The organism is Glutamicibacter endophyticus (assembly GCF_048457885.1).
In the GTDB taxonomy this organism is placed as follows: domain Bacteria; phylum Actinomycetota; class Actinomycetes; order Actinomycetales; family Micrococcaceae; genus Glutamicibacter; species Glutamicibacter endophyticus.
Genome location: NZ_CP174200.1, coordinates 92,217 through 116,513, shown reverse-complemented (window position 1 = coordinate 116,513; position 24,297 = coordinate 92,217). Strand labels below are relative to the sequence as shown.

Genomic DNA, 24,297 nt, shown 5'->3' with positions numbered 1-24,297 from the left:
CAACTCCTAAAGTTAGCGTGATCTGAGTATCAGTAATCACTCTATCGAGAAGTATAGGGTTTAGCTGTGTGGGTTGTGTGGTTAAACGGGTGAGGCCCTAACACACACTGTGTGTTAGGGCCTCAAACCACATCATAAGTTTAGTCCGGCGGCGTCCTACTCTCCCACACCCTCACGAGTGCAGTACCATCGGCGCAGTGGGCCTTAGCTTCCGGGTTCGGTATGGGACCGGGCGTTTCCCCCACGCTATGACCGCCGTAACAGTCTCGAAGCAAAAATGTGTTACCGATACAACCTGCCCCACACACGCACACGCGTGTGTTTGGGGGGTTGTTGTCTCGTAACCGTATAGTGAACGCGAACCATCAATGTCTAACGATCGTTATGTTGTGTGTTGTAAGTCATCGGCCTATTAGTACAGGTCAGCTACACAAGTCTTTAGTCCTTGCTTCCACATCCTGCCTATCAACCCAGTGGTCTAGCTGGGGGCCTCACACACTCAAGGTGCATGGAAATCTCATCTCGAAGCAGGCTTCCCGCTTAGATGCTTTCAGCGGTTATCCCTTCCAAACGTAGCTAATCAGCGGTGCACTTGGCAGTACAACTGACACACCAGAGGTTTGTCCGTCCCGGTCCTCTCGTACTAAGGACAGCCCTTCTCAAATTTCCAACGCGCGCAGCGGATAGGGACCGAACTGTCTCACGACGTTCTAAACCCAGCTCGCGTACCGCTTTAATGGGCGAACAGCCCAACCCTTGGGACCTACTCCAGCCCCAGGATGCGACGAGCCGACATCGAGGTGCCAAACCATGCCGTCGATATGGACTCTTGGGCAAGATCAGCCTGTTATCCCCGAGGTACCTTTTATCCGTTGAGCGACGGCCCTTCCACGAGGTGCCGCCGGATCACTAGTCCCGACTTTCGTCCCTGCTCGAGCTGTCACTCTCACAGTCAAGCTCCCTTGTGCACTTACACTCAACACCTGATTGCCAACCAGGCTGAGGGAACCTTTGGGCGCCTCCGTTACATTTTGGGAGGCAACCGCCCCAGTTAAACTACCCATCAGGCACTGTCCCTGAACCAGATCATGGTCCGAAGTTAGGTGACCGATACAGCCAGAGTGGTATTTCAACGATGACTCCACCCAAACTAGCGTCTGAGCTTCACAGTCTCCCACCTATCCTACACAAGCTGCACCGAACACCAATACCAAACTATAGTAAAGGTCTCGGGGTCTTTCCGTCCTGCTGCGCGTAACGAGCATCTTTACTCGTACTGCAATTTCGCCGAGTTCATGGTTGAGACAGCGGGGAAGTCGTTACTCCATTCGTGCAGGTCGGAACTTACCCGACAAGGAATTTCGCTACCTTAGGATGGTTATAGTTACCACCGCCGTTTACTGGGGCTTAAATTCTCCGCTTCGCGCCAAAGCACTAACGAGTCCTCTTAACCTTCCAGCACCGGGCAGGAGTCAGTCCGTATACATCGTCTTGCGACTTCGCACGGACCTGTGTTTTTAGTAAACAGTCGCTTCCCCCTGGTCTCTGCGGCCCACACCCGCTCAAGAGAGTAAATCTCCGTCACGAGGCAGGCCCCCCTTCTTCCGAAGTTACGGGGGCATTTTGCCGAGTTCCTTAACCATGATTCTCTCGATCGCCTTAGTATTCTCTACCTGATCACCTGTGTCGGTTTAGGGTACGGGCGGACTTGAACCTCGCGCCGATGCTTTTCTAGGCAGCATAGGATCACCGAATCACCCCACCAAAGGGGCGCCTATCAGGTCTCAGAAACATGAGCGGCGGATTTGCCTACCACTCTTCCTACACCCTTGGACCAGGTCAATTCCATTGCCTGGCTCGGCTACCTTCCTGCGTCACACCTGTTAATACGCTGACCTCACAACATCGGTTCCCAGCCCATCCACCACACCAGCACCTCGAAAGGCACTGAGCACGGTCTCAGAGGTGGTTAGCATCCGTCGCTACGGTATGGGCGGTTCTTCGCCGGTACGGGAATATCAACCCGTTGTCCATCGACTACGCCTGTCGGCCTCGCCTTAGGTCCCGACTAACCCAGGGCAGATTAGCTTGACCCTGGAACCCTTGATCATTCGGCGGACGGGTTTCTCACCCGTCATTCGCTACTCATGCCTGCATTCTCACTCGTATAGCGTCCACCGCTGGTTTACACCGCGACTTCACCCGCTATACGACGCTCCCCTACCCATCCAAACGCTCGATCGAAACCAAGCAAATATTTGAATGACGCAACTTCGGCGGTGTGCTTGAGCCCCGCTACATTATCGGCGCGGAATCACTTGACCAGTGAGCTATTACGCACTCTTTCAAGGGTGGCTGCTTCTAAGCCAACCTCCTGGTTGTCACAGCAACTCCACATCCTTTCCCACTTAGCACACGCTTAGGGGCCTTAGTTGGCGTTCTGGGCTGTTTCCCTCTCGACTATGAAGCTTATCCCCCACAGTCTCACTGCTACGCTCTCACTTACCGGCATTCGGAGTTTGGCTAAGGTCAGTAACCTTGTAGGGCCCATCGCCTATCCAGTAGCTCTACCTCCGGCAAGAAACACGTAACGCTGCACCTAAATGCATTTCGGGGAGAACCAGCTATCACGAAGTTTGATTGGCCTTTCACCCCTACCCACAGCTCATCCCCTCCATTTTCAACTGAAGTGGGTTCGGTCCTCCACACGCTCTTACACGCGCTTCAACCTGGCCATGGGTAGATCACTTCGCTTCGGGTCTAGACCGTGCCACTCAAACGCCCTATTCAGACTCGCTTTCGCTACGGCTACCCCACACGGGTTAACCTCGCGACACAGCACTAACTCGCAGGCTCATTCTTCAAAAGGCACGCCATCACAAAACAAGTTTGCTCTAACGGATTGTAAGCACACGGTTTCAGGTACTATTTCACTCCCCTCCCGGGGTACTTTTCACCATTCCCTCACGGTACTGATTCACTATCGGTCATCAGGTAGTATTCAGGCTTACCAGGTGGTCCTGGCAGATTCACACAAGGTTTCACGGGCCCCGTGCTACTCGGGCATCCACACAAGAACGGCAGCACGCATTACACCTACGGGACTATCACCCTCTATGGTCCGGCATTCCAACCGATTCACCTATACGCCTGCACCTCATCCCACCAGCGTAGATAGAACTGGTAACGTGCGGACCCCACAACACCGATGATGCAACGCCTATCCGCTATCACACACCAACCGGTTTAGCCCCATCCGCGTTCGCTCGCCACTACTAACGGAATCACTATTGTTTTCTCTTCCTGCGGGTACTGAGATGTTTCACTTCCCCGCGTTCCCTCCACACAGCCTATACATTCAGCTGCAGGTCACACCACATAACATGGTGCGGGGTTTCCCCATTCGGAAATCCTGGTCTCAACGTCCGGTTATCGACTCCACCAGGCTTATCGCAGATTCCCACGTCCTTCATCGGCTCCTGATGCCAAGGCATCCACCGTGCGCCCTTAAAAACTTCAACACAAATCAAAGTCCTCAAAAATGAGCAACAAAAACAATCAACAAAATCACAAAACAACCCACCAACAACACCATCAGGACAACAGTGCCATCAGCAACCCACCCACACAAAGGGGGCAGGAAAAAGGGTCATCTTATAAGATGCTCGCGTTCACTATACAGTTCCCAAACAACAACCCCACACCCACCGACCACACACCCACCAAGGGGTACGCGTCCAACAGACACAGGAAACACCGAAACACCAAACCCAAAGGCTTGTTGCTTCAAAACCCAACAGCATGCCAAACCACACCAGCACCACCGGCCAACACCACGATTCCAACCACACCAACACCACACCCCACCACAGTGGAGCGAAGCAACGGCACGGCGTACTACGCACGCATCAACCAACAGCACCAAGCACAGCCAACACCCCACACCACCCCACCAACGGGGCGCCACAGGATGCCGCGATTCATTGATATTCCACCCATGAGCAACCCGCCTGCCAACACTCGTGACAGAAACAGGCAACCATAATGGTTTAGCTCCTTAGAAAGGAGGTGATCCAGCCGCACCTTCCGGTACGGCTACCTTGTTACGACTTAGTCCCAATCGCCAGTCCCACCTTCGACGACTCCCCCCACACAAGGTGGTTAGGCCATCGGCTTCGGGTGTTACCAACTTTCGTGACTTGACGGGCGGTGTGTACAAGGCCCGGGAACGTATTCACCGCAGCGTTGCTGATCTGCGATTACTAGCGACTCCGACTTCATGGGGTCGAGTTGCAGACCCCAATCCGAACTGAGACCGGCTTTTAGGGATTAGCTCCACCTCACAGTATCGCAACCCATTGTACCGGCCATTGTAGCATGCGTGAAGCCCAAGACATAAGGGGCATGATGATTTGACGTCATCCCCACCTTCCTCCGAGTTGACCCCGGCAGTCTCCCATGAGTCCCCACCATTACGTGCTGGCAACATGGAACGAGGGTTGCGCTCGTTGCGGGACTTAACCCAACATCTCACGACACGAGCTGACGACAACCATGCACCACCTGTGAACCAGCCCCGAAGGGAAACCCCATCTCTGAGGCGGTCTGGCACATGTCAAGCCTTGGTAAGGTTCTTCGCGTTGCATCGAATTAATCCGCATGCTCCGCCGCTTGTGCGGGCCCCCGTCAATTCCTTTGAGTTTTAGCCTTGCGGCCGTACTCCCCAGGCGGGGCACTTAATGCGTTAGCTACGGCGCGGAAAACGTGGAATGTCCCCCACACCTAGTGCCCAACGTTTACGGCATGGACTACCAGGGTATCTAATCCTGTTCGCTCCCCATGCTTTCGCTCCTCAGCGTCAGTAAATGCCCAGAGACCTGCCTTCGCCATCGGTGTTCCTCCTGATATCTGCGCATTTCACCGCTACACCAGGAATTCCAGTCTCCCCTACATCACTCTAGTCTGCCCGTACCCACCGCAGATCCAAGGTTGAGCCTTGGACTTTCACGGCAGACGCGACAAACCGCCTACGAGCTCTTTACGCCCAATAAATCCGGATAACGCTTGCGCCCTACGTATTACCGCGGCTGCTGGCACGTAGTTAGCCGGCGCTTCTTCTGCAGGTACCGTCACTTTCGCTTCTTCCCTACTGAAAGAGGTTTACAACCCGAAGGCCGTCATCCCTCACGCGGCGTCGCTGCATCAGGCTTTCGCCCATTGTGCAATATTCCCCACTGCTGCCTCCCGTAGGAGTCTGGGCCGTGTCTCAGTCCCAGTGTGGCCGGTCACCCTCTCAGGCCGGCTACCCGTCGTCGCCTTGGTGAGCCATTACCTCACCAACAAGCTGATAGGCCGCGAGTCCATCCCTCACCGATAAATCTTTCAACCACCCACCATGCGGTGAACAGTCATATCCGGTATTAGACCCAGTTTCCCGGGCTTATCCCAGAGTCAGGGGCAGGTTACTCACGTGTTACTCACCCGTTCGCCACTAATCCCCAAGTGCAAGCACCTGGTTCATCGTTCGACTTGCATGTGTTAAGCACGCCGCCAGCGTTCATCCTGAGCCAGGATCAAACTCTCCATAAAAAAATAAAAAGCCGCTAGAACCCTTCGGAAAATAAAGGCGAACCAGCGTACATCCTGGCGAATAAAAAACACTCGGAACAACACACGGGGGTGCATCATTCCAAGCAAAATGTTATGTATTCACCAAATAAATAAACATTCGGTATCAACAAACTTGGCACACTATTGAGTTCTCAAACAACAAACACTTACCGGTTCCGCGACCACCGTTATCTTCGGTGGCGTTTCGTCCAGCGTTCTTCATTTATCTTATCCCGATTATTTCGTCGGTGTCAAATCGTTTCTTTGTGATCTGAACCGTATTTTCGGGTCCCATTCTTTCAATTCTTTTCCACAGTGACCTGTGTAAAAGCGTTGTTTTTCTGGGGGTTTGTTGCCTCTTTTTGTACCGGTTTTTTGTCCGGCCTGTTTGCGGCAACGAAGAAAAACTATACAGGGGTTTGGGGGGTCGTGCAAATCGGCAGGGTACTTTATGACCGTGATCGTCGTTACATGTCATTTGATGACTCTCCGCCATGCAGAAACCCGCGAACTCCAACGGGTTGCCGACCATATTTCTTCCCTCCGTACCAGCACGTGCCATCGGAGTGTATGTATGGACCACCGGCACACAGCCCGGCCAGTAATCCTGAAGGAAGGTCTTTGATGATTAGCGGCCCTGCTAGCCGATAGAGCCACTCCTGATCAGTGATTAACCTATGGTTGTCTCCCAAGCCGACGAATTCCGCCCACTGCATTGCCCGACCCGTGGAATTCCCCCAAAGCCGCCACTGAATCAAGCATCGCCTCAAGTAGCCAATCACTGTGCGCTATCTGACCCAGTTCGGGCACGCTACTCTGGGGAACAGGATTAAACGTTGAAAGAGGCGGCACCTTGTCAGAGTTCCGGCGCAGTGCCGCCATCCCACACATGGAAGCAAGACGTTCCTGTCAGGAGAATCCTTGCTACAAGGAACATTCTCACGATGCACTATCGATCGGGGCAGTAGATACCGGCGCTGCCAGACTCAGCGGCCCATTCGAGGGCCGACTGCGGTTGGCGCAGGGAGACGTTGTGGTGATCCCCGAAGGTCATGTACATGCTTGTAACCCATATGGAGGTGCCTGGCAGTATCAAATGCTACACATCGATCAACCTTGGGCCGCTTCTATCATGCAGTCAAACACTGTGGACGAACTATTTGACGGGATTCGCGTTCTACGTCGCCCCGCTCTCTATCGCAAAGTAAACGAACTCATCGATGCCGTCTTCGCCGATGAAGCAGCAGACCAACTCAGTCATCGACTACAAGCACTACTTTCAGGCCTCAGCATGACCAGTACTCTTCACTTGGTGCCCAGCAAGACGGACTCCAGCATGCTCAACCGTCTAGAGCCAGTGCTTGACCGGCTACGTTCCGATGCGACTAACCCCGCGATAGATGAACTAGCTAGCTCCGTGGGTATGTCGAGATATCAACTCATTCGCGCGATGCGCCGTGCCACAGGGCTTTCTCCACTTGCTTGGCGGCAGAATACCCGTATCGCTAAAGCACGTCGCATGCTTCGCAGCGGGCTATCCATCTCTGAGACCGCTCAAGCGTTAGGGTTTACAGACCAAAGTCATTTTCACCGGGTTTTTCGTGCTCATGTATCCGCGACACCAGGTGACTATCGGCGTTAGGTGCAAGAACGTACAAGACGCTTTCCGTCGCGTAGACGATCCTAGCGGTATGCAAATCTCTAAAACCACCATTGCTAAGACCGCGGACACACTTCGTAGCTGGGCTCTCAATGAATCCTTGAAAGCTGAGGTCATGAACGACCCGGCTATGCTGCAGATTGCCAGCAAAATCGCTCGGCGCTACGTGGCTGGCCATACAATGCGCGATGCATTGCTGCTTCTAGAAGACAACATCCTACGAAATCACCTAAGCAGCATTGAGTTTGTCGGCGAATCCGTTCGAAAGCCAGCCATTGCAGTGGAAGTGACGAATGAAATCCTTCGCCTCATCAAGGGTATTCCTGCTCACGCAACGGATACTACGATTTCTCTCGATCTCTCGCATATTGGCCTGCTCGTTTCCCCGGAACTTGCGCTCAATCATGGACTAAAGATCGCGCAGGCTGCGCGGAACGCCGGTTCATACATGATGGTTTCCGCAGAAGGTTCAAACCGCACAGATTCCGTGCTAGATACTTGGGAACGGCTCTCGGATGCGTTCCCCGAAACTGGGATCACCTTACAAGCTCGCCTATACCGTACTCCGAACGATCTTCAGAGGGTGCTCGGTCGTCCCGGACCGGTCAGAATCGTCAAAGGTGCATTCCTAGAAACAGACAAGATTGCCGCCTCTCGAGAACTGACGGTTTTGGGCAATACCTACCGGCAATCCGTTTCTGCGCTAGTGCACGCGGGACACCGGGTCAACATTGCAACACACGATCCGCAACTTCTAGAGCAATTGAAAGCAGACCTCGGGGTTGCCCTGTACCAAGATCACGTTGAGTTCGAAATGCTCCAAGGGCTTGGCACCGAGCTCTTGGACCAACTGCGAGCGGACGGGTTCAAAACTCGCGAATACATCGTGTACGGGCCCGACTGGTGGTTATACGTTCTCAATCGGATCGCGGAACGACCCGAACAACGCGTATTCACCGCAATCTCAGATCTCGAGGCCCAGGGCGGCCTAGGGTAGTCATTCACCAAGGCGCCGATCCGTTGGTAGTGACAGTCGACTCAAAACGTACCAACGAGCCAAGGTAGCCGCGAAACCCGCACGCCACCTACCGCTCGCATGCACATACCTCCATCCGCGCAATCACGAATGGACTCTACGTTGCTGAAATTTCGAGACGTCTGAACCGTAGCTCCCGCTGGGTACCACGCAATGGGGAACCAGAGAAAGGCAGCATCGCGAGATCAACGTGCTCTGCGGCTCTGAGCGCGAGCCGGTTCGCGGACTCAGTAGCCTTTGGTGTCAGCCCGAGCTCATGCGCGAACTCGGTCCAGTGTTTTTGCTTGAGGTTCTTATGCTTCCCGCCAATAGAGAGTGCCATCGTGTCATCGCCATAGATCAGAGTGCACGGGACATCGTAGATCGGTGCTATCGAGAAACGATGATCCTTGTCCGCCAGAATGGAAACATTCTTACCGTGCAAATCACCGTTGCCTGTAAGCCATGCAAAGAGGAACTGCAGGTAGAGATTGCGCTTAGCTAGCAGCGGTGCCTTGCACCTATCGGCCAGAGCGCGCACCACTTCCTCGGTGGCAACGGAGTATTTCATGGAGGGAGGCAGGTCTAGGACCTGCATCCCGTCCTCTAGCGCGTACCGCACGGGAGAAGCACCGGCCATCGGCAAGGCGCGGTCGAACCTCTTGATGAGCAAACCATCTACTTGGTGCGAATCATGGACTTTACGAAAGTCCATGAGGGGGAGCTTTAGCTGTCGTGCTGCACGGAGATGAAGTTCCTCGTTCGAAACCAGATGTGGATGGTCCCGTGGATCTAGTTTCAGGAGATATGCGTCCCCATCAAGTGCCAACGGCGTGGTAAGCATCGTGGCGCTAATCTTCTCCTGCACACCCGGAATTGCGTGACGGTCCAGACTGGTAGCCAACTGCGTGAAATCGAGTTCGTCCCCGTCGCTGAAGTCGACGACGGCCGGCGGGGCCGTTAGGTCATCACCGGCTGGCAGGATTCGAACGTCCCCTGGTGTATCGGCACCCACGACCAGCAATAGGGTCAGCTCATCCGCCATACTGGTTTTGGCGACATTACGGACCATTGTTAGTCGATGGCCCTCCGGCAATAGTCCAGAGAAGAACGCCGGCAATCCACCTCCTGGGCCCGCGTAGGCCTGGTCGCTCAGCGGCAAAGAGGTCGCCACTGGCACTGGGGATTCCTGGAGGTATTGTTCTGTATAAGTGAACACCACGCTGCCGTCGGCAAGGCGCGTCAGGTGTCCGGCCAATTGCGCCTGTTTATAGACATCGGCCCGTTGCACCTTTTTGAGATCTTGGAGTCCTCGGCTCATTCAGTCACCACTAGCCGTAACCCAAGAACGGACGCAGCCGCTAGCAGTCCATTTACTGAGGGATTGCCCGTGGCGGTTTCGATGGCTCGTACCGTCCGCTCCGAAATGCCGGCGAGTTCAGCTAGCTGCTCTTGGGTTAGCGAATTTTCTTTGCGTGCTTGCTGGATACGCAAGCCGATCTCTTCCAATGCACTCAAGGCTCATCCTTTTCGGCAAAATGCTACCGATTCTTGTAGCTACTAGTTCCATAGTCCACGAAACCGCGCTTTTCGGCAAGATACTGCCGAAAGCTGTTGGAACTCATCATTCATAGTTGCAGACCGGTATAACCAGCAATATCTTGCCGTCAGCATCTGGCATGAAATGGGAAGTCACCGAAGGAGGTGTGTCAAAGAAGAAGTATCGCGGCAGCGCAGTCGGCCACTGGAAAGTTTCGTGGTTCGCTGGCGTCTGATCCGCGATTGACCCACCCTGGGCGCGAAGGTGCCGCCCCCGCGGGGGGTGCCCCTATGTTCTGTGTCAAGCAATTTTCAGCTCCGGAACGTCATAGAGCGATCCGTCACGGATCATCGCGAACAGGACGGTGAGACGCCGGTGAGCCAACGCGATCAGAGCTTGGTTATGGCGTTTGCCCTGAGCCCGTTTCCGGTCATAATAGGCCCGGCAAGTCGGATCGAACCTGATCGAGGCGAACGCCGAGAGGAAGAGCGCTCGTTTCAATCTCTTGTTACCTGAATGACTAACGCGCTCGGACTTGATCGACGTGCCCGACTGGCGCGTGGTTGGTGCCAGGCCGGCGTAAGAAGACAGGGATGCAGCACTGGTGAAGGTCTTGCCGGAGGTCTCGGCAATGATGATCGCAGCGGTCCTGACGGCAACCCCGGGCATGGATGTCAGGACCGGGTAAAGAGGGTGGGCCTCCACCATGGCCTCCAAATGTGTGGCCACGTCCACGCGCTGGGCATGCAACGAGATCAGTTGCCGGGCCAGATGCGGGATGACCAGACCTGCGGCGTCGGTGCCGACCACGACGACGGTCTGCTCATCTAGGGCCGCGATGATGGTTGAAGCCCAGGCGGTGTGGCGGCGGGCTCCGTGCTTCTTGAACTTCGCATCGATCCTGGCTTTGCCTGCGTGCTTCAGTTGAGCTGGGGTGGGCCAGGCTGCGAGGACTTCCAAGATCGCGTCGTGTTCCAGCCAGGGACCGAGGATCCGTTCTAGTGGCGGGTGGATCTGGGTGAATAGCCCGCGGATCCTGTTGCTGGTTTGAGTGATCTGACGGGCTAGGTCCAGGTCAAAGCCGGTGAGCATGCCCAGGGTGGCTTCGTCCTCGTCGGAGACTTGGATGCTACGTAGCGTGTGCGGCATGGTGCGGGCAGCGTCAGCGATGATAAAGGCATCTTTTTCGTCTGTTTTCGCCGCGCCAGGATACATATCTGCGATACGCCTCATCGAAAGTCCGGGCAGATAGGCCACCGGAATACCGAGATTCTGGGCGACAGCGACGGCCAGGGCGCCAATGGTTGCCGGTTGATCTACGACGACCAGGATGGTGCCCTTGGCGCTGAGTTCTTGGTAAACCTTGGTGAGCTTGGCTTCGTCGTTGGGCAACGTTCTGTTCCAGATCTTGGTGCCGTCAGTGCAGACAGCACAGGCCCAGTGGTCGGTCTTGCCGACATCGAGGCCGAGGAAGATCTGGATGTCGTCGGTTTTCATGAGGCTGGCTCCTTTGCGCTTGGTCCCTCATTCGGTCGGCCAACCTGCGGGAGCAAAGTCTTACATCCACGTTATGACTGACGTCCGTGCACCGGTGGTGCGTGGCGTCGTGCCCCTAATTAGCAATCACCTCACTGCCCTCCCAGCCTCGGTGGCAACACCCCCCGGATCATTGATTAGACAGGGGCAAGACACCATGCCGAGGCTGGTCGGCCGACAGCCCCCATGATCCTCTTGTTGGGGGCTATCAAAAAGATAACGGGTGGTGGCCGTGGGCATCTGTGTGGGTTGTGTGGTTAAACGGGTGAGGCCCTAACACACACTGTGTTAGGGCCTCAAACCACATCATAAGTTCAGTCCGGCGGCGTCCTACTCTCCCACACCCTCACGAGTGCAGTACCATCGGCGCAGTGGGCCTTAGCTTCCGGGTTCGGTATGGGACCGGGCGTTTCCCCCACGCTATGACCGCCGTAACAGTCTCGAAGCAAAAATGTGTTACCGATACAACCTGCCCCACACACGCACACGCGTGTGTTTGGGGGGTTGTTGTCTCGTAACCGTATAGTGAACGCGAACAAAACCTTGTTTTTCAAAGGATCGTTATGTTGTGTGTTGTAAGTCATCGGCCTATTAGTACAGGTCAGCTACACAAGTCTTTAGTCCTTGCTTCCACATCCTGCCTATCAACCCAGTGGTCTAGCTGGGGGCCTCACACACTCAAGGTGCATGGAAATCTCATCTCGAAGCAGGCTTCCCGCTTAGATGCTTTCAGCGGTTATCCCTTCCAAACGTAGCTAATCAGCGGTGCACTTGGCAGTACAACTGACACACCAGAGGTTTGTCCGTCCCGGTCCTCTCGTACTAAGGACAGCCCTTCTCAAATTTCCAACGCGCGCAGCGGATAGGGACCGAACTGTCTCACGACGTTCTAAACCCAGCTCGCGTACCGCTTTAATGGGCGAACAGCCCAACCCTTGGGACCTACTCCAGCCCCAGGATGCGACGAGCCGACATCGAGGTGCCAAACCATGCCGTCGATATGGACTCTTGGGCAAGATCAGCCTGTTATCCCCGAGGTACCTTTTATCCGTTGAGCGACGGCCCTTCCACGAGGTGCCGCCGGATCACTAGTCCCGACTTTCGTCCCTGCTCGAGCTGTCACTCTCACAGTCAAGCTCCCTTGTGCACTTACACTCAACACCTGATTGCCAACCAGGCTGAGGGAACCTTTGGGCGCCTCCGTTACATTTTGGGAGGCAACCGCCCCAGTTAAACTACCCATCAGGCACTGTCCCTGAACCAGATCATGGTCCGAAGTTAGGTGACCGATACAGCCAGAGTGGTATTTCAACGATGACTCCACCCAAACTAGCGTCTGAGCTTCACAGTCTCCCACCTATCCTACACAAGCTGCACCGAACACCAATACCAAACTATAGTAAAGGTCTCGGGGTCTTTCCGTCCTGCTGCGCGTAACGAGCATCTTTACTCGTACTGCAATTTCGCCGAGTTCATGGTTGAGACAGCGGGGAAGTCGTTACTCCATTCGTGCAGGTCGGAACTTACCCGACAAGGAATTTCGCTACCTTAGGATGGTTATAGTTACCACCGCCGTTTACTGGGGCTTAAATTCTCCGCTTCGCGCCAAAGCACTAACGAGTCCTCTTAACCTTCCAGCACCGGGCAGGAGTCAGTCCGTATACATCGTCTTGCGACTTCGCACGGACCTGTGTTTTTAGTAAACAGTCGCTTCCCCCTGGTCTCTGCGGCCCACACCCGCTCAAGAGAGTAAATCTCCGTCACGAGGCAGGCCCCCCTTCTTCCGAAGTTACGGGGGCATTTTGCCGAGTTCCTTAACCATGATTCTCTCGATCGCCTTAGTATTCTCTACCTGATCACCTGTGTCGGTTTAGGGTACGGGCGGACTTGAACCTCGCGCCGATGCTTTTCTAGGCAGCATAGGATCACCGAATCACCCCACCAAAGGGGCGCCTATCAGGTCTCAGAAACATGAGCGGCGGATTTGCCTACCACTCTTCCTACACCCTTGGACCAGGTCAATTCCATTGCCTGGCTCGGCTACCTTCCTGCGTCACACCTGTTAATACGCTGACCTCACAACATCGGTTCCCAGCCCATCCACCACACCAGCACCTCGAAAGGCACTGAGCACGGTCTCAGAGGTGGTTAGCATCCGTCGCTACGGTATGGGCGGTTCTTCGCCGGTACGGGAATATCAACCCGTTGTCCATCGACTACGCCTGTCGGCCTCGCCTTAGGTCCCGACTAACCCAGGGCAGATTAGCTTGACCCTGGAACCCTTGATCATTCGGCGGACGGGTTTCTCACCCGTCATTCGCTACTCATGCCTGCATTCTCACTCGTATAGCGTCCACCGCTGGTTTACACCGCGACTTCACCCGCTATACGACGCTCCCCTACCCATCCAAACGCTCGATCGAAACCAAGCAAATATTTGAATGACGCAACTTCGGCGGTGTGCTTGAGCCCCGCTACATTATCGGCGCGGAATCACTTGACCAGTGAGCTATTACGCACTCTTTCAAGGGTGGCTGCTTCTAAGCCAACCTCCTGGTTGTCACAGCAACTCCACATCCTTTCCCACTTAGCACACGCTTAGGGGCCTTAGTTGGCGTTCTGGGCTGTTTCCCTCTCGACTATGAAGCTTATCCCCCACAGTCTCACTGCTACGCTCTCACTTACCGGCATTCGGAGTTTGGCTAAGGTCAGTAACCTTGTAGGGCCCATCGCCTATCCAGTAGCTCTACCTCCGGCAAGAAACACGTAACGCTGCACCTAAATGCATTTCGGGGAGAACCAGCTATCACGAAGTTTGATTGGCCTTTCACCCCTACCCACAGCTCATCCCCTCCATTTTCAACTGAAGTGGGTTCGGTCCTCCACACGCTCTTACACGCGCTTCAACCTGGCCATGGGTAGATCACTTCGCTTCGGGTCTAGACCGTGCCACTCAAACGCCCTATTCAGACTCGCTTTCGCTACGGCTACCCCACACGGGTTAACCTCGCGACACAGCACTAACTCGCAGGCTCATTCTTCAAAAGGCACGCCATCACAAAACAAGTTTGCTCTAACGGATTGTAAGCACACGGTTTCAGGTACTATTTCACTCCCCTCCCGGGGTACTTTTCACCATTCCCTCACGGTACTGATTCACTATCGGTCATCAGGTAGTATTCAGGCTTACCAGGTGGTCCTGGCAGATTCACACAAGGTTTCACGGGCCCCGTGCTACTCGGGCATCCACACAAGAACGGCAGCACGCATTACACCTACGGGACTATCACCCTCTATGGTCCGGCATTCCAACCGATTCACCTATACGCCTGCACCTCATCCCACCAGCGTAGATAGAACTGGTAACGTGCGGACCCCACAACACCGATGATGCAACGCCTATCCGCTATCACACACCAACCGGTTTAGCCCCATCCGCGTTCGCTCGCCACTACTAACGGAATCACTATTGTTTTCTCTTCCTGCGGGTACTGAGATGTTTCACTTCCCCGCGTTCCCTCCACACAGCCTATACATTCAGCTGCAGGTCACACCACATAACATGGTGCGGGGTTTCCCCATTCGGAAATCCTGGTCTCAACGTCCGGTTATCGACTCCACCAGGCTTATCGCAGATTCCCACGTCCTTCATCGGCTCCTGATGCCAAGGCATCCACCGTGCGCCCTTAAAAACTTCAACACAAATCAAAGTCCTCAAAAATGAGCAACAAAAACAATCAACAAAATCACAAAACAACCCACCAACAACACCATCAGGACAACAGTGCCATCAGCAACCCACCCACACAAAGGGGGCAGGAAAAAGGGTCATCTTATAAGATGCTCGCGTTCACTATACAGTTCCCAAACAACAACCCCACACCCACCGACCACACACCCACCAAGGGGTACGCGTCCAACAGACACAGGAAACACCGAAACACCAAACCCAAAGGCTTGTTGCTTCAAAACCCAACAGCATGCCAAACCACACCAGCACCACCGGCCAACACCACGATTCCAACCACACCAACACCACACCCCACCACAGTGGAGCGAAGCAACGGCACGGCGTACTACGCACGCATCAACCAACAGCACCAAGCACAGCCAACACCCCACACCACCCCACCAACGGGGCGCCACAGGATGCCGCGATTCATTGATATTCCACCCATGAGCAACCCGCCTGCCAACACTCGTGACAGAAACAGGCAACCATAATGGTTTAGCTCCTTAGAAAGGAGGTGATCCAGCCGCACCTTCCGGTACGGCTACCTTGTTACGACTTAGTCCCAATCGCCAGTCCCACCTTCGACGACTCCCCCCACACAAGGTGGTTAGGCCATCGGCTTCGGGTGTTACCAACTTTCGTGACTTGACGGGCGGTGTGTACAAGGCCCGGGAACGTATTCACCGCAGCGTTGCTGATCTGCGATTACTAGCGACTCCGACTTCATGGGGTCGAGTTGCAGACCCCAATCCGAACTGAGACCGGCTTTTAGGGATTAGCTCCACCTCACAGTATCGCAACCCATTGTACCGGCCATTGTAGCATGCGTGAAGCCCAAGACATAAGGGGCATGATGATTTGACGTCATCCCCACCTTCCTCCGAGTTGACCCCGGCAGTCTCCCATGAGTCCCCACCATTACGTGCTGGCAACATGGAACGAGGGTTGCGCTCGTTGCGGGACTTAACCCAACATCTCACGACACGAGCTGACGACAACCATGCACCACCTGTGAACCAGCCCCGAAGGGAAACCCCATCTCTGAGGCGGTCTGGCACATGTCAAGCCTTGGTAAGGTTCTTCGCGTTGCATCGAATTAATCCGCATGCTCCGCCGCTTGTGCGGGCCCCCGTCAATTCCTTTGAGTTTTAGCCTTGCGGCCGTACTCCCCAGGCGGGGCACTTAATGCGTTAGCTACGGCGCGGAAAACGTGGAATGTCCCCCACACCTAGTGCCCAACGTTTACGGCATGGACTACCAGGGTATCTAATCCTGTTCGCTCCCCATGCTTTCGCTCCTCAGCGTCAGTAAATGCCCAGAGACCTGCCTTCGCCATCGGTGTTCCTCCTGATATCTGCGCATTTCACCGCTACACCAGGAATTCCAGTCTCCCCTACATCACTCTAGTCTGCCCGTACCCACCGCAGATCCAAGGTTGAGCCTTGGACTTTCACGGCAGACGCGACAAACCGCCTACGAGCTCTTTACGCCCAATAAATCCGGATAACGCTTGCGCCCTACGTATTACCGCGGCTGCTGGCACGTAGTTAGCCGGCGCTTCTTCTGCAGGTACCGTCACTTTCGCTTCTTCCCTACTGAAAGAGGTTTACAACCCGAAGGCCGTCATCCCTCACGCGGCGTCGCTGCATCAGGCTTTCGCCCATTGTGCAATATTCCCCACTGCTGCCTCCCGTAGGAGTCTGGGCCGTGTCTCAGTCCCAGTGTGGCCGGTCACCCTCTCAGGCCGGCTACCCGTCGTCGCCTTGGTGAGCCATTACCTCACCAACAAGCTGATAGGCCGCGAGTCCATCCCTCACCGATAAATCTTTCAACCACCCACCATGCGGTGAACAGTCATATCCGGTATTAGACCCAGTTTCCCGGGCTTATCCCAGAGTCAGGGGCAGGTTACTCACGTGTTACTCACCCGTTCGCCACTAATCCCCAAGTGCAAGCACCTGGTTCATCGTTCGACTTGCATGTGTTAAGCACGCCGCCAGCGTTCATCCTGAGCCAGGATCAAACTCTCCATAAAAAAATAAAAAGCCGCTAGAACCCTTCGGAAAATAAAGGCGAACCAGCGTACATCCTGGCGAATAAAAAACACTCGGAACAACACACGGGGGTGCATCATTCCAAGCAAAATGTTATGTATTCACCAAATAAATAAACATTCGGTATCAACAAACTTGGCACACTATTGAGTTCTCAAACAACAAACACTCTCGACACCACACCCACCCACTATCACGGGTGACTGCTTCGCTTCGGAGCAACTTTCTTAGCCTACCACCACCCCGAGTCGGACGCAAATCCGAACCGGTGAGCAGTTCCTGACTGGAAGCTCATCAACCGGTGAACACCTCGTGAAATCCGTGGTGGCCGTTCCGGCGACAGATAAAAACTATACGGACTTTCTAGGGGCCATGCAAATCGCTGGGCCGTGTTCTGCGTCATAGCCTTTTTACTGTCCTAGGCTTCAATTATGAGCGACCTCCAGAAGCTATTGAGTTACCGCGAACCGGTCTTTAATGCCCCCATGGCCGGTGCCGCTTCAGGGGCCCTGGCCGCAGCGGTGGCCACGGCGGGCGGTGTGGGCATGATCGGTGTCCCGGCCGCTACTACACAGACGTGGGTCGATGAGCAGGCCCGCATGGTGTGCGACCTAGAACTTCCCTAGGGCGCCGGGTTTATGGGCTGGGCCCTCGAGCGGGACCTCTCGGCCTTGGAGTGGTTCCTTGGCTACGACCCCGCCTTGATCTGCATCAGCTTCGGCGATCCCACACGCGGGGCCGCCTTGGCTCATGAGGCTGGCGTCAGCACGGCCATGCAGGTGGGTAACGCCGCCGAGCTTAACCGTGCCCTCGAGGATGACATCGATGTGGTGATCGTTCGTGGCGCCGAAGGTGGTGGGCACGGACGCAACGAGATCGGCACCTTGCCGCTACTACAGCTCGCCATTGAACGAACCCGAAAGCCCGTTATCGCCGCGGGCGGGATCGCCACCGCGCATGGAGTCGCCGCTGCGCTGGCTGGCGGGGCCGAGGCAGTATGGGTCGGGACCCGCTTTCTTGCCTGCAGTGAATCCAGCGCCCACCAGCGACTGAAGGAACGGGCCCTTCAAGCAGGGATGGATGACACCGTCTATACCCGCGCCTTCGATATCGCCCAGCAGCTGCCCTGGGATCCTGCCTATGGCGGACGAGCCTTGCGCAATACCTTCTCCGACCGATGGGCCGATCGTATCCCCGCCCTCGAAGAGAAAGCCGACGACTCCCTGCGACGCGAGATGGTTCGCGCGCGGACCGAGGCCGACGTAACCATGGCACCGGTCTACGCCGGGCAATCCGTGGAATTCGTGCGGCATACCGAAACAGCCGCAGAGGTCATTGCCGAACTGGCGGAGTTCCGCGAGGTGCTGGCGCACACGGCGCAGCGCTTCAGCTAGATCGGCTGATTGTCGATCAGCCGCACCCCACCGACCACGGCCGCAACGAGTATGAGCCCTTCACCCGTGAATGGTGTGTCCTGGCAGTTGAAGGCGAGTTCTTGGAGCGTGCGCGGATCGACGACGACAAAGTAGTCGAGCTCCACCAGCGGCTCCATCTGAAAGAGCCCGATCGCATCATCGATATTCAGCGGCTCGTGGTGGGCAGCCCGTTCGGCGATCATGCGGATGGCCCGCGAGATCACCAGTGCTGCATGGCGCTGATCGTCATCGAGCAAGGCATTTCGGCTAGAAAGCGCCAGGCCCTGCTCGGTGCGAACGATCGGTACGCTACAGATCTGCACCGGGTAGCAGAGGTCGGCCACCATGCGCCGGATCAGTAGGAGCTGTTGCGCATCTTTCTGCCCGAAGTACGCCCGGTAGGTGCCATGACGCGGATCCGCGAGATTGAGCAGCTTGGCGACCACCGCCAGCATCCCATCGAAGTGCCCTGGCCGAGAGGCTCCCTCATAGAGCTCGCCGAGCTTTCCGGAGCTCACCGCAATCAGCGGGGCGCCGTCCGGGTAGATCTCTTCGGCATCGGGCGCAAACACCAGGTCCACCCCCGCGGCGGCGGCCAGATCCACATCGGCCTCAAGGGTGCGTGGATACTTCGTGTAGTCTCCTGGGTCGTTGAATTGCAGTTCGTTCACGAAGATGGAAATGACGACGAAGTCGTTCTCGGCTCGCGCCCGGGCGAAGAGCTCACCATGTCCGGAGTGGAGCGCGCCCATGGTGGGTACGAATCCGGTGCTTTCCGGGCGGGCTGCGTCGAGGGCGGCGCGTAGCTGCGCGCGGGTACGGACGATCTGCGGGGTTTTCACGCCCACTATTCTAGGACTTCGCGAAGCTGCTCATATTTTTCGTCGTTGATCAGTCCGTGCGTGGCCGCACGTTGTGCGGTGGCACGCGCCAACGCCAGGTAGCTGGCCCTGGTTTCCTCCGGTTCCTCGGCCAAGGCCGCGCGGTGGGCGCGTACCGTGCCCAGATCCCCTCGCGCCACCGGGCCGGTGAGTGAGCCGGGACCCGAACGCAGGGCGTTATCCAAACTGGCTCCCATGAGCGCCGAGAGGGTCGCGGAGGGTTCGTTTATCCCGATTCGGCGCAACATGTCCGAGGCCTGCGCGGTTAGCGTGTTGAGGTGGTTCGCGGCGTGGGCCAAGGCCGCGTGGTAGGTGGGGCGGTCAGCCTCGGCCACGGTCACCGGCTCTCCGCGCATCTCCACGACCAGCGCTTGGGCCACCGGCAGTATTGCCTCATCGGCGGTCACCGCGAAGACACAGTCGGTCAACCGGGCCAAGTCCATGCTCATCCCGGTAAAGGTCATCGCCGGGTGAATGGCTAAGCCCAGCGCGCCATGCTCAAGCGCAGGGGCGAGGATCGACGTTCCGTATCGGCCGGCGGTGTGCACCACCAAATGACCGGGCTGGAAGTGGCCCCCGGTAGCTAGGCCGGCCACAAGCTCGGCCAGCACGTCGTCGGGCACCGCAAAGAGCACCAGTTCGCTCCGCCGCAGAATCTCGTCGGCACCGAGAACCGGGACCCCGGGTAGCAGTAGCTCGGCCCGCTCCAAGGAGGCTTCGGAGACCGCGTGGACCCCGGTGATGCGGTGCCCGGCCGCCGCGAGCGCGGCACCGAGCACGGCACCGACCTTTCCCGCGGAGATCACGCCGATGCCTAGTCGTGGAGCCTGCATACTTACCTTTCGCTGGCGCGCTGCGCCTGGGCCTCGAAGAACTCCGCGGCCACCGCGCTGTCGATCTGTTCAAGTTCACCGAGCACCGTACCACCTGCGCTGTGCACCCGCACCGTGGCCAAGGCGCGACGCCGGTCGAGCGGACCCTGCCGCCAGCTGGTGCCCTGCACCTTGGTATGCGGCGTGAAGGTGGCCCGCCGACCCAACCGGCCGTGCCGGGTAATGAGCGTGGTGGGGGTGACGGCGAAGCCTTGCACACGCCAAGCCCACGGCGAGAAGATCCGTGCCGCGCGCGGCGAAACGGTGAACCCGCGCTGCTCTCCGCTGCCTTCCAAGGCGGTGAGCAGCACCTCACGTTGTTCCGCGACGCCGAGATTCGGCAGGAGGATTCCCATGATCTGGGCTACCGCATGCACGTCCCCCACGGGGAGCACCACGGTGGTGGACTCGGAACCGTCGTCGCCGGACCCGGTGCCCAGCACGTTGATCTGCATGCGGTACCAGCCCAGCGATCCCCAGAGCCACGGGCGCGAAATCTCGATGGCCTGCACACGACGCACCGGCACCGATTGCTGTTTGGTGTCGGTCAGTCCATAGGCCACGCGCAGTCCGGTGTCGGTGACGCTGGCGGTGAAGTTCCAGCCGCCATTGAGTTCCTTGTAAAACCAGCCGCCGAAACCTAGCAGGGCCGGAAGCAGGCCGGCAGCGAACCCGCCCACGCCCACGATGGTGAGCACGAGGAGCGTGATCGTCAGCAGCGTGCCGATGATCGCTCCCGGTCGGAGCAGGAAGGAACCAATGAGGCGGCCCGGGGGCACTCGAACCAGTTGCCGTTCATCCTCGATATCGGGCACCGGAGTATCGACGGATTCGACCGACGCGGCCGTGGTCGGTTGTTGGCCGTGGGCCAGCGTGAGGATCTGCCGCCGCAGCTGTGCGGCCTCGTCCTTCTTCAGGTAGGACAGGCGCAACACCGAGGAGGACCCGTCGGCCACATCGAAGCGTAGTTCGGCCAAGCCCAGCAGCCGGGCCACCAGCGGCTGGGCGATTTCGATGGATTGCACCTTGTCGATGCGTGCCTGCTTCTGGCTACGGAAAATCATTCCGGTGTTTACGTAGACGTGAGTCGCGGTGATCCGGTAGCGGGTGAAGTACCACGACAGGAAGTAGACCAGCAGAATCGCCAGTAAGAGACCGCCGCCGATCAGCGCGGTCATCGGTAACCGCTCCTGCGCAAAACGCTCGGCAAAGGACAGCTCGCGGGTGTTTTGCAGATAAATGAAGATCAGACCGAGGATGGCGATCCAACCCTGAACGAAGGGGCTGGCCGGATGCACCCGCAGCCACGGTGCCTGCGGATCCTCGGTACTCACATCATCCGCGCTTCCCCGGCCGCGACGAGCCGTTCACGCAGGGCCTCACCTTCGGCAGCCGGAACCCCGAGAATAGTTGCCGTCGCCGCCGAAGCGGCGGTGTTCAGCACGAGCTGGCAGAGTCCGAAACGGCGCTCCAACGGACCGCTTTTCAGCTCGACGTATTGCATCCGCCCGTAGGGCACGGCACGCTGGTTACGCACCAACAGGCCATAGCGCACCAGCAAATCCTCGTCGCGTTCGAGGTAGCCGATGGCGGCGACCCGGCGACGTAGCAAAATCAGTTCCAGCAGGGCGAAAAGAACCACCACCAGCGGCAGCGTAAGTCGCAACCAACCCGGAATGGGGGCTCCCAACAATCCCAGCAGGGCCGGAATCAGTGCCACCAGCAGAACAAGACCACTGGCCAAGGCCCAACTGATCGTGCGCACGGTGAGATAACGCGGGTCAACCGCGACAAAGTTATTCGGTAACGGTTCCATCGGCATTCTCCTCGGGATCTTCCGGGGGTATTTTGCACAAGTGTTGCACAATATAGCCAATGATCACCATCGCGACCCCTCCGGCACCGAGCACTAGCGCGCGGGTCAGCGTGGGGCTCGAGCCACTTGCCAGGGAGAGCATCAGCACCGCAGGCAAATGCCAGCCGGCGATAACCGCCCCGGCATAGGCCGCCGCCTGGGCGAGTACGAGGGTGCGGGCGGCCGCTATCGGATCGATATGCCCGGATCCCGAGGTCGAGCGCTTAATGCGAATGCCCAGCACCAGCACGATGACGCTCACCGCACCCATGGAAAACAGCGCCGTGTAATCCAGCACGGGGGCCAACCGGCCCGCGGAGGTCAGCCACTGCAGGGCCGCCCACCCCACCAGCGCCCCGGCGCCGAGGCAGAGCAGCAACAGTCCCACGCGCAATTTCGTCATAGTCGGCGAATATCCTTGGTATCTTCGGCCACGTCGGCCAAGCGGGTCACCAACTGTCCACCCAGTACCGCATCGGGGTCCATCCAACTCCACGGGGCCAGCACGAAACCACGCAAATGCGCACGTGGGTGCGGTAGCGTCAGCCGCTCATCCTCCATGCGCAGCGCGTCATAGGTGATCAGGTCCAGGTCCAGGGTGCGGGCTTCCCAGCGCACCTCGCGGGTACGCTCATGCTCGGCTTCGATTTGCTGGCAGATGTCCAGCAACTCATGCGGCCCGAGTTCGGTGCTGATCCGTACCACCTGATTGAGGAAGTCGCCCTGCCCCTCGGGGCCACCGACGGGCTTGGTTTGCGCCAACGGGGAGACCGCTTCGACGGTCACAAAGTCCCCCAGACGCTGCACCGCCGAGGCCAAGGTAGCCTGCGAGTCGCCCAGGTTCGAGCCCAGCGCGATAATCGCGGTGTGCACCGGCTGGTGCCGGGTGATCTCGATGGCTACATCGCTAAAGGGCACCGGAATCGGTGCCTGAGGCTTATGCACCGTGACGTCGACCGTGCGCACGCTGCGGTATCCGACGAGGATCGCCTCGGCAATTTGGACGGCGAGCTTCTCAATGAGATCCCAGGGGCCGGCCTGAATCTGGGCGACCACCAGCTCACTGACCTCACCGTAGTGCACGGTGTCGGCGACGTTATCGCTCAGCGCGGCGCGGGTGATTTCGGTGTGTAGCACCACGTCGACGACGAAGATCTGGCCATCGCGTTTCTCGTGGTCGAATACCCCGTGGTAACCGGTCGCACTAATACCCTGGATGCTAATGCGATCCATGGGCGCGCAACACCTCCAGCGCGTCGAGGTTGGCGCGCACATCGTGCACCCGAACGGCCCATACCCCGCGCTGGGCAGCCAGTACGCTGGTGGCCACGGTGGCCGCGTCGCGCTCCAGTGGGGCGCGCTCGACGCCGTCGACGGACAGCAGCTTGCCCAGGAAGCGCTTGCGGCTGGTGCCGATCAGCACGCGATGCCCCAGCGCCTCGATGGGCTCGAGGTTGCCCAGTAGTTCCCAGTTCTGCTCGGCGGTTTTTGCAAAGCCCACCCCGGGATCGAGGATGATCTGCTCTGGCTTCACACCGGCGGCCAGGAAGGTATCGCGCAACTCGCTCAATTCGGCGGCGACCTCCGCGGCAACGTCTTGGTATTCGGCGTGGGACTGCATGTCGCTGGCCGTACCGCGGCGGTGCATCAGCACATAGGGCACCCCGGTCTCGGCAATGAGCTCCGGCATCCCCGATTCATAGGTCAGCCCGGAGACGTCATTGATCAGGTGCGCTCCGGCGGCCAAGGCGCGGCGGGCGGTAGCCACGTGCATGGTGTCCACCGAGACCACGGCGCCGGCGCGAACCAGCGCCTCCACGACGGGCACAACACGCTTAATCTCGAGCTCCGGGTCAACCTCGTCGGCGCCCGGACGGGTGGATTCGCCACCCACGTCGATCAGCTCGGCGCCGGCTTCGAGCAGCGCCAAGCCGTGGCGGATGGCATCCTCCACGTCCAGGTACTTGCCGCCGTCGGAGAAGGAATCCTCCGTCACGTTCAGCACGCCCATCACCAGGGTGCGTCCGGTGGGCAGATCCTCGAAGTTCTTGCGCTTGGACTTGCGCACTACGCTCAATGGACTGGTGGCCGGACCGGTGCCGGGGATCGCGCCGAGTGACATGTAA

The 24,297-nt window shown here is 57.6% G+C and carries 14 protein-coding genes and 6 rRNA genes; 4 read left to right on the top strand and 16 right to left on the bottom strand.

Going from position 1 to position 24,297, the window contains the following annotated elements:
* Window positions 1-143 precede the first annotated feature (143 nt).
* From rrf (ACJD00_RS00555) to ACJD00_RS00545, 3 genes are all read right to left on the bottom strand, one after another.
* Window positions 144-260, bottom strand: a 5S ribosomal RNA gene (rrf, locus tag ACJD00_RS00555).
* Between the two features lie 131 nt (window positions 261-391).
* A 23S ribosomal RNA gene (locus ACJD00_RS00550) occupies window positions 392-3,521 on the bottom strand.
* 540 nt (window positions 3,522-4,061) lie between these two features.
* Window positions 4,062-5,589, bottom strand: a 16S ribosomal RNA gene (locus ACJD00_RS00545).
* Together the 16S, 23S and 5S rRNA genes form the textbook arrangement of a ribosomal RNA operon.
* Before the next feature lie 910 nt (window positions 5,590-6,499).
* Here ACJD00_RS00545 and ACJD00_RS00540 point away from each other — a divergent pair.
* Together ACJD00_RS00540 and ACJD00_RS00535 are read left to right on the top strand one after the other, a co-directional pair.
* Window positions 6,500-7,252, top strand: a complete 753-nt coding sequence (locus tag ACJD00_RS00540) for an AraC family transcriptional regulator (protein ID WP_418909282.1) — start codon at window positions 6,500-6,502, stop codon at window positions 7,250-7,252.
* 49 nt (window positions 7,253-7,301) lie between these two features.
* Window positions 7,302-8,267 (top strand): proline dehydrogenase family protein, encoded by a 966-nt coding sequence (locus tag ACJD00_RS00535; RefSeq protein ID WP_418908027.1) that lies wholly within the window; start codon window positions 7,302-7,304, stop codon window positions 8,265-8,267.
* Between the two features lie 136 nt (window positions 8,268-8,403).
* Here ACJD00_RS00535 and ACJD00_RS00530 read toward each other — a convergent pair whose 3' ends face one another.
* The 6 genes from ACJD00_RS00530 to ACJD00_RS00505 all read right to left on the bottom strand — a co-directional run bounded on the left by ACJD00_RS00530 (window position 8,404) and on the right by ACJD00_RS00505 (window position 17,129).
* Window positions 8,404-9,606, bottom strand: coding sequence for a type II toxin-antitoxin system HipA family toxin (locus tag ACJD00_RS00530; RefSeq protein WP_418908026.1), 1,203 nt, complete (start codon window positions 9,604-9,606; stop codon window positions 8,404-8,406).
* Window positions 9,603-9,803: a helix-turn-helix transcriptional regulator gene (locus ACJD00_RS00525; protein ID WP_418908025.1), complete on the bottom strand. Its 201-nt coding sequence runs from the start codon at window positions 9,801-9,803 to the stop codon at window positions 9,603-9,605. Before ACJD00_RS00525 ends, ACJD00_RS00530 begins: the two co-directional genes overlap by 4 nt.
* 322 nt (window positions 9,804-10,125) lie before the next feature.
* Window positions 10,126-11,322 (bottom strand): IS110 family transposase, encoded by a 1,197-nt coding sequence (locus ACJD00_RS00520; RefSeq protein WP_418908024.1) that lies wholly within the window; start codon window positions 11,320-11,322, stop codon window positions 10,126-10,128.
* 356 nt (window positions 11,323-11,678) lie between these two features.
* Window positions 11,679-11,795: ribosomal RNA gene (gene rrf / locus ACJD00_RS00515) — 5S ribosomal RNA — on the bottom strand.
* Window positions 11,796-11,931: 136 nt separating this feature from the next.
* Window positions 11,932-15,061, bottom strand: a 23S ribosomal RNA gene (locus ACJD00_RS00510).
* A 540-nt stretch (window positions 15,062-15,601) separates the two neighbouring features.
* Window positions 15,602-17,129 (bottom strand): 16S ribosomal RNA (locus tag ACJD00_RS00505).
* 450 nt (window positions 17,130-17,579) lie between these two features.
* Here ACJD00_RS00505 and ACJD00_RS00500 point away from each other — a divergent pair.
* Together ACJD00_RS00500 and ACJD00_RS00495 are read left to right on the top strand one after the other, a co-directional pair.
* Window positions 17,580-17,774: a hypothetical protein gene (locus ACJD00_RS00500; RefSeq protein ID WP_418908023.1), complete on the top strand. Its 195-nt coding sequence runs from the start codon at window positions 17,580-17,582 to the stop codon at window positions 17,772-17,774.
* Window positions 17,775-17,786: 12 nt separating this feature from the next.
* A complete protein-coding gene (locus tag ACJD00_RS00495) occupies window positions 17,787-18,542 on the top strand; it encodes an NAD(P)H-dependent flavin oxidoreductase (protein WP_418908022.1) in 756 nt (251 codons plus the stop codon).
* Here ACJD00_RS00495 and panC read toward each other — a convergent pair.
* From panC to folP, 7 genes are read right to left on the bottom strand one after another with little or no spacing between them, the layout of a single operon-like run.
* On the bottom strand, window positions 18,539-19,405 hold the full coding sequence (panC, locus tag ACJD00_RS00490) for a pantoate--beta-alanine ligase (RefSeq protein ID WP_418908021.1): 867 nt from the start codon (window positions 19,403-19,405) through the stop codon (window positions 18,539-18,541). The genes ACJD00_RS00495 and panC overlap by 4 nt on opposite strands.
* A gap of 5 nt (window positions 19,406-19,410) precedes the next feature.
* Window positions 19,411-20,277 carry a Rossmann-like and DUF2520 domain-containing protein gene (locus tag ACJD00_RS00485; protein WP_418908020.1) on the bottom strand — a complete coding sequence of 289 codons (867 nt, stop codon included), beginning with the start codon at window positions 20,275-20,277 and terminating at the stop codon, window positions 19,411-19,413.
* 2 nt (window positions 20,278-20,279) lie between these two features.
* A complete protein-coding gene (locus ACJD00_RS00480) occupies window positions 20,280-21,650 on the bottom strand; it encodes a PH domain-containing protein (RefSeq protein WP_418908019.1) in 1,371 nt (456 codons plus the stop codon).
* Window positions 21,647-22,132: a PH domain-containing protein gene (locus tag ACJD00_RS00475; protein ID WP_418908018.1), complete on the bottom strand. Its 486-nt coding sequence runs from the start codon at window positions 22,130-22,132 to the stop codon at window positions 21,647-21,649. Before ACJD00_RS00475 ends, ACJD00_RS00480 begins: the two co-directional genes overlap by 4 nt.
* Complete coding sequence (locus ACJD00_RS00470) at window positions 22,113-22,574, bottom strand: DUF3180 domain-containing protein (protein WP_418908017.1); 462 nt, start codon at window positions 22,572-22,574, stop codon at window positions 22,113-22,115. The genes ACJD00_RS00475 and ACJD00_RS00470 overlap by 20 nt, the downstream gene beginning before the upstream one ends.
* Window positions 22,571-23,404, bottom strand: a complete 834-nt coding sequence (folK, locus tag ACJD00_RS00465; protein ID WP_418908016.1) for a 2-amino-4-hydroxy-6-hydroxymethyldihydropteridine diphosphokinase — start codon at window positions 23,402-23,404, stop codon at window positions 22,571-22,573. Before folK ends, ACJD00_RS00470 begins: the two co-directional genes overlap by 4 nt.
* Window positions 23,391-24,293: a dihydropteroate synthase gene (folP, locus tag ACJD00_RS00460; RefSeq protein WP_418908015.1), complete on the bottom strand. Its 903-nt coding sequence runs from the start codon at window positions 24,291-24,293 to the stop codon at window positions 23,391-23,393. The genes folK and folP overlap by 14 nt, the downstream gene beginning before the upstream one ends.
* Window positions 24,294-24,297 lie beyond the last annotated feature (4 nt).